Below are 5,715 nucleotides of genomic sequence, written 5' to 3'. Positions count from 1 at the left end.
TCCGTGCTGCACACCTGGGGCTCGGCCATGACCCACCACCCGCATGTGCACATGATCGTGCCGGGCGGCGGCATCTCGCCCGACGGCCGGCGCTGGGTGTCGTGCCGGCCGGGCTTCTTCCTGCCAGTGCGCGTGCTCTCACGCCTGTTCCGGCGATTGTTCCTGGAGCGCCTCGCGATCCTCCACCAGGCCGGGCGCCTGAGCTTCTTCGGCAACGACGCTGATCTCGCCGGAGCACAATCATTCGCCGCATTGCTTGCAGCCTCGCGCAAGACGGAATGGGTCGTCTATGCCAAGCGCCCGTTTGGCGGTCCCGAGGCCGTGCTGGCCTATCTGTCGCGCTATACCCACCGCGTCGCCATCGCCAACAGCCGCCTGATTGCCTGCGACCAGCGCGGCGTCACCTTCAGCTGGAAGGATTACCGGGTCGAAGGCCACGACCGTCAAAAGCGGATGACGATCGCCACAGACGAGTTCATCCGCCGCTTCCTCATCCACGTGCTGCCAAAAGGCTTCCACCGCATCCGCCACTACGGCCTGCTCGCGCGGAGCGCCTGCGCCGACAACGTCGCACGCGCGCGCAAACTGCTCCTCGTCAAGGATCGTAAGGATGAGCCGACCGAGACCATCGACAGCGGCACGCCGCCGTGTCCATGCTGCGGCGGTCGCATGATCGTCATCGAGGTTTTTGAGCGAGGCGCAACGCCTCGCCATCAAGCGAGCCCGCCAACCAGCGCCATCAGGATCGATACGTCATGAGCGCGCAACCGTCATGCTGCAAAGTTGCTCGCCATGCCCGCCGCTCATCGACCGGCCACGGCGGCATACGCTCCAACTGTCAGCTGTCGTTGCCAATCCGCCGACGATTGATCACGTTCGAACCCATCTACCCGTCATTCGCTTGCCCCGCCGCCGTCGCGCAGCTCGCTGCATGGACTCGAACTCCATCGGCCAGCTCGCCTGCAGAGCTCAAATCCCCATAGAGCCCGCCGCACCTTTCCTGCCCATCATGCGCGGTTTCCTCCCTTGGAGGCTTTCGGACGCCGGCCGCCCGAATATGCCGCGCCGTCAGTCACGCGGCCGGCATCCGAAACCCTTCACACAACCGGACTCATGCAAGCAGCAAGCGGCGACCTGTTTCTATCACTTCGCTTCTCAGGACAAATCGCGTTGCATTCGCGAGACGTCGCGAGTCAATAGCGCGGTTAGGATCGCGTGAAGGATGACTGCCGGCCACAGAAGGACTCCGGAAAAAGCACCGGCAAAGCCGAGGTAGGCCAGATACAGCGTGACCAACGTGCCATAGGTGAGCATGCCTATCAGCGGTGGCCCCGGCCAGCACGCGACGCCTAAGGCGATCAGGGCGATCCCGCTTACCCGCGCGACCGGTATAGCGACGCCAGCAAGTTGCTCACCAAGTAACATTTGGCCGACGAGAGACGGAACGATCAGCAATGCTAATCCTGTGGCCGCCTCGCTGATGGCCGTAAATACCAGCACGCTTTTCATCGCTTCCCGACTTTTGCCCCAATCTTTCCAGGAGTCGGCTCTGCAATAGGGTCCGGCTCCGGCGCTGGGGTTGGGCCCAGTTCTGCCTTGGCTTGCGCCGGGTCCTTGAGCTCCGGCCCAAGCTTGAACGTGAGCTTGTTGATCTTGCCGGTGAACTTGAATGGAGGATCGTAGCGATATTCGATCATGGCGACGCCGGTGCGAGTGTCCTGGCCAACATCGAAGGTTTCGTCCTCAGGGAATGTGATCGGCGTGCCGTGTTCGATGGACTTCCTGTCCACTTCTTTGCCGTCGACGAGGAGAACGCCTGTCCCTCCCTTGCCCAGGCCCGGACCGTCCGACTTGAAGTCGAAGACGATGGTGTGCTTGCCGGCACCAAGTTCCGGCCCCGACCAGATCGTGCGCTTGAGGTTGAGCAGGTTGTAGAGGAACACGGGCTTGCCTGAACGAATGCCCTCTACACCCTTGCTCAGGAACAGACCGTAGCCGCCGAAGCGCCCACCTTCGGTGACGATCATACCCTCAGCACCGCCCTTTGGAATTTCGACCTCGGCGGTGATGGTGTAGGACTTGTTCAGGATGCTCGGCGCTGCGCTGGCTGGTACGCCCGTCAGTCCGCCCGAATAGTTGAAGACCATTTGTCCCGCCGTCAGGCTCGGACGCGGCGTGTTCCAGCGCAGGAGCGTGGTGTTGTCGAGTGGCAGCACATTGTACTTCTTCGCCTCCGCATCAAAGATGCCCTGCATTTCCTTGACCTTGTCCGGCATCTGGGCGGCCAGATCATTGGACTGGGTCGGGTCCTCCTTGACGTTGTAAAGCTCCCACTTGTACCCGGTGATGACGTCCGGCGGCGGCGCGCTGCTCAATTCCCAGGGGAGAGTTATCGGCGTCGTGGCCGCGACCCACCCATCGTGATAGATGGAGCGATTGCCGAGCATCTCGAAGTATTGCGTGGTGTGCCGGGTCTCGGCCGTCGCGTTGGCCTTGTCCCATGTGTACACCATGCTTACACCTTCCATCGGGCTCTGCTTGATGCCGTCAACGGATTCGGGTTGTGAAATGCCGGTCGCCTCGAGGATGGTCGGGGCGATGTCGATGACGTGGTGAAACTGTCGGCGCAGGCCGCCCACGTCGGTGATGTGACCGGGCCAGGACATGACCACACCCTGGGCCGTGCCGCCGAAGTGCGACGGGACCTGCTTCACCCATTTAAACGGCGTATCCATCGCCCACGCCCACGGCGCGGCAAAGTGCGGGAATGTCTTGTCCGATCCCCAGAATGGATACCAGAGGTACTGAGCCTTCACCGGCACGGGGACGCCGTTGAAGGTCGTGAACTCGTTCGGTGTGCCATTGATCATCCCTTCGGCGCTCGCGCCATTGTCGCCGCCGATGTAGATGATCAAGGTGTTGTTGAGTTCGCCAAGGTCTTCGACCGCCTGGATGACCCGACCGATTTCATGGTCGGCGTAAGCGAGGTATGCCCCATAGACATCGGCCTGCTTGATGAAGAGCTTCTTCTCCAACACTCCGAGGGAATCCCATTCGGGAAGTTCTTTCGGCCACGCGGTCAGCTTGGCGTTTTCGGGCATGATGCCGAGCCGCTTCTGATTGGCGAAGATCTTCTCGCGCACCTTGTTCCATCCGTCATCAAACAGGTGCATATCGCTGATCTTCTTGATCCACTCCGGCGTGGGATGATGCGGCGCATGTGTGGCGCCCGGTACGTAATAGACAAAGAACGGCTTGTCCGGCGCAATCTCCTTGAGTTGCTTTATGTGCTGGATGGCCTCGTCGGCCATGGCCGTCTCCAGATTCCAGCTCGGATTGCCCTCGAAAGGATAGATGGGAGTCGTATTGCGGAACAGGTTTGGTTGCCACTGGCTGGCATCGCCGCCGACGAAGCCATAGAAATACTCGAAGCCCATTCCGTTGGGCCATTGGTTGAACGGCCCGGCCTGGCTCGATTGGAACGAAGGCGTGTTGTGGTCCTTACCGAACCACGATGTGGCATACCCGTTCGACCTGAGGATGGTCCCGATGGTGCCCTTCTCGATGGGAATGATCGAGTCGTAACCCGGGAAACCGGTTGAGATCTCGCCGACCACCCCGAAACCGACGGAATGATGATTGCGCCCGGTAATCAGCGCGGCCCGCGTGGGTGAGCAGAGCGAGGTCGAGTGAAAATTGGTGAACCGGATACCCTGCGAAGCGATGCGATCCATCGCAGGCGTGGGGATGACGCCGCCGAAGGTGCCCGGTGCACCGAAACCCTGGTCGTCCGTCATGATGAGCAACACATTGGGTGCACGCTTCGGCGGCACGACCCGTGGAGCCCACCAAGCGGTCGACTCCGAAGCCTTCTCCTTGATCACCCCGCCGAAGGGCGGGGGCGGCGGCGGAAGTTGTTTTCCGTCTATCGTGGTCGTGGCGCCGGGTGTACCCGGGACACCCGTGACCTGCTGGGCCAACGCCGGAATGCAACCAAGGGCAAGAAAGCTTGCAGTCGCAAGCATGTTGAAACTGATTTTCATTGAGTAAATCTCCGTCAAGAAGCTGTGATTCTCGGCAAGAGAGGCCCGCAATTCCCGAACGTGCGCACATCAGGTCGAAGGAGGATTGATGCAGGTCAAGCCTGCGCTATTGAAAGTAGGACCTTTGACGATTGAGGTGCATCGTGAAATGTCCGAAATGGGTCACAGGACTAAACCGCTCGCGCGGTAGCTTTCCGCGGCTGGCGGCACGGCTAAGACGATAGCGCAACGGGGCGTCCTGTCTTGAGATTGAGGTGTTGCAACAATCTCACCCAAGACAGGAGCATCCCCATGACCGACGAGGCAGTAAGCCCGCTACGCCGGCGCATGATCGAAGACATGACGATCCGCAAGTTCGCAGCCAAGACCCAACATGACTACATTCAACGGGTCAAGCATTTCGCTTTGTTTCTCGGGCAATCGCCCGATCTGGCGACCTTCGAGGACGTGCGTCGTTATCAGCTGCATCTGGCGACGGGCGGCGCTGGCGTGCCGACCATCAACCAAGCCATCTCGACGTTGCGGTTCTTTTTCAAAGTCACCTTGAAGCGCCACGATATCGTCGAGCACACCCAGTTCATTCACGAGCCGCGCAAGCTGCCGGTGGTGCTGAGCGTGGAGGAGGTAGCGCGGCTGCTCGATGCCGCGCCGGGGCTGAAGTACAAGGCGGCTCTCAGCGTGGCCTACGGTGCCGGGCTGCGTGCCAACGAGGTCGTCTCGCTCAAGGTCTCCGATATCGACAGCAAGCGGATGATCATCCGCGTCGAGCAGGGCAAGGGCGGCAAGGACCGCAATGTCATGCTGTCGCCCAGCCTGCTCGCGCTGCTACGGGCCTGGTGGAAGATGGCTCGGCCGCTAGGCTGGCTGTTCCCGGGCCGCGATCCGGCCCAGCCAATGACCACGCGCCAGCTCAATCGTGCCTGTCATGCCGCCGCGCAGATGGCGGAGATCAACAAGCGCGTGTCGCTGCACACATTGCGCCACAGCTTCGCTACTCACCTTCTGGAGCAGAACGTCGACGTGCGCGTCATTCAGGTGCTCCTCGGCCACGCCAAGCTCGACACCACCGCGCTCTACACCCGCGTCGCTACCAAGACCATCAGCGAGGTCATGAGCCCGTTGGAGCACATCGCTCTCAAGCTCAAGGAGGCGCGGCCGCCCGGCTGACGCCGGGCACCTGTGTCGCGCCCGGCTCTGGAGGTTGCGGATATCTTCCGCAGCCATGGCCCGGCATGGCGTCACGCCCATGCCGGCCATGTCAGCCTCGACCAGTTGAAGTTGATGTCGGCGATCGAGAGCTGCCGCACGGCAGCCCTCGGCGGCCATGTCGCGCGCTGCGAGGACTGTGCCTTTACCACCATCGCCTACAATTCCTGCCGCAACCGGCACTGTCCGAAGTGCCAGGGCGCCGCGGCGAAGCAGTGGCTCGCCGACCGCGAGGCCGAACTGCTGCCGGTGCCGTATTATCACATTGTGTTCACGGTGCCGGCTCGGATCGCCGACATCGCCTATCACAACAGGGCCATCGTCTACGATCTGCTGTTCAAGGCCTCGGCCGAGACCATGCTGACGATCGCCGCAGATCCGAAGCACCTCGGCGCCAGGATCGGCATCACGTCCGTGCTGCACACCTGGGGCTCGGCCATGACCCACCACCCGCATGTGCACATGA

Annotated in this window: 5 protein-coding genes; 3 read left to right on the top strand and 2 right to left on the bottom strand. The window is 61.7% G+C overall.

The window, feature by feature from the left end; genetic code table 11:
• The coding region (locus AOQ71_RS08070; RefSeq protein ID WP_205668176.1) for an IS91 family transposase at positions 1–759 on the top strand (759 nt) is incomplete at its 5' end.
• 396 nt (positions 760–1,155) lie between these two features.
• Here the strand turns inward: AOQ71_RS08070 and AOQ71_RS08065 are convergent.
• Together AOQ71_RS08065 and AOQ71_RS08060 are read right to left on the bottom strand one after the other, a co-directional pair.
• Positions 1,156–1,509 (bottom strand): hypothetical protein, encoded by a 354-nt coding sequence (locus AOQ71_RS08065; RefSeq protein ID WP_057744221.1) that lies wholly within the window; start codon positions 1,507–1,509, stop codon positions 1,156–1,158.
• Entirely contained in the window at positions 1,506–4,043 is a 2,538-nt protein-coding gene (locus AOQ71_RS08060; RefSeq protein WP_057744218.1) for an arylsulfatase, read from the bottom strand. The genes AOQ71_RS08065 and AOQ71_RS08060 overlap by 4 nt, the downstream gene beginning before the upstream one ends.
• A gap of 291 nt (positions 4,044–4,334) precedes the next feature.
• Between AOQ71_RS08060 and AOQ71_RS08055 the strand changes: the two genes are divergently transcribed.
• Positions 4,335–5,210: a tyrosine-type recombinase/integrase gene (locus AOQ71_RS08055; protein WP_205668180.1), complete on the top strand. Its 876-nt coding sequence runs from the start codon at positions 4,335–4,337 to the stop codon at positions 5,208–5,210.
• A gap of 12 nt (positions 5,211–5,222) precedes the next feature.
• On the top strand, positions 5,223–5,715 hold a 493-nt coding region (locus tag AOQ71_RS08050), incomplete at its 3' end, for an IS91 family transposase (protein ID WP_162268295.1).

Origin of the sequence: Bradyrhizobium manausense (assembly GCF_001440035.1) — a bacterium.
In the GTDB taxonomy this organism is placed as follows: Bacteria; Pseudomonadota; Alphaproteobacteria; order Rhizobiales; family Xanthobacteraceae; genus Bradyrhizobium; species Bradyrhizobium manausense.
This window is presented reverse-complemented; position numbering and strand designations above follow the sequence as displayed.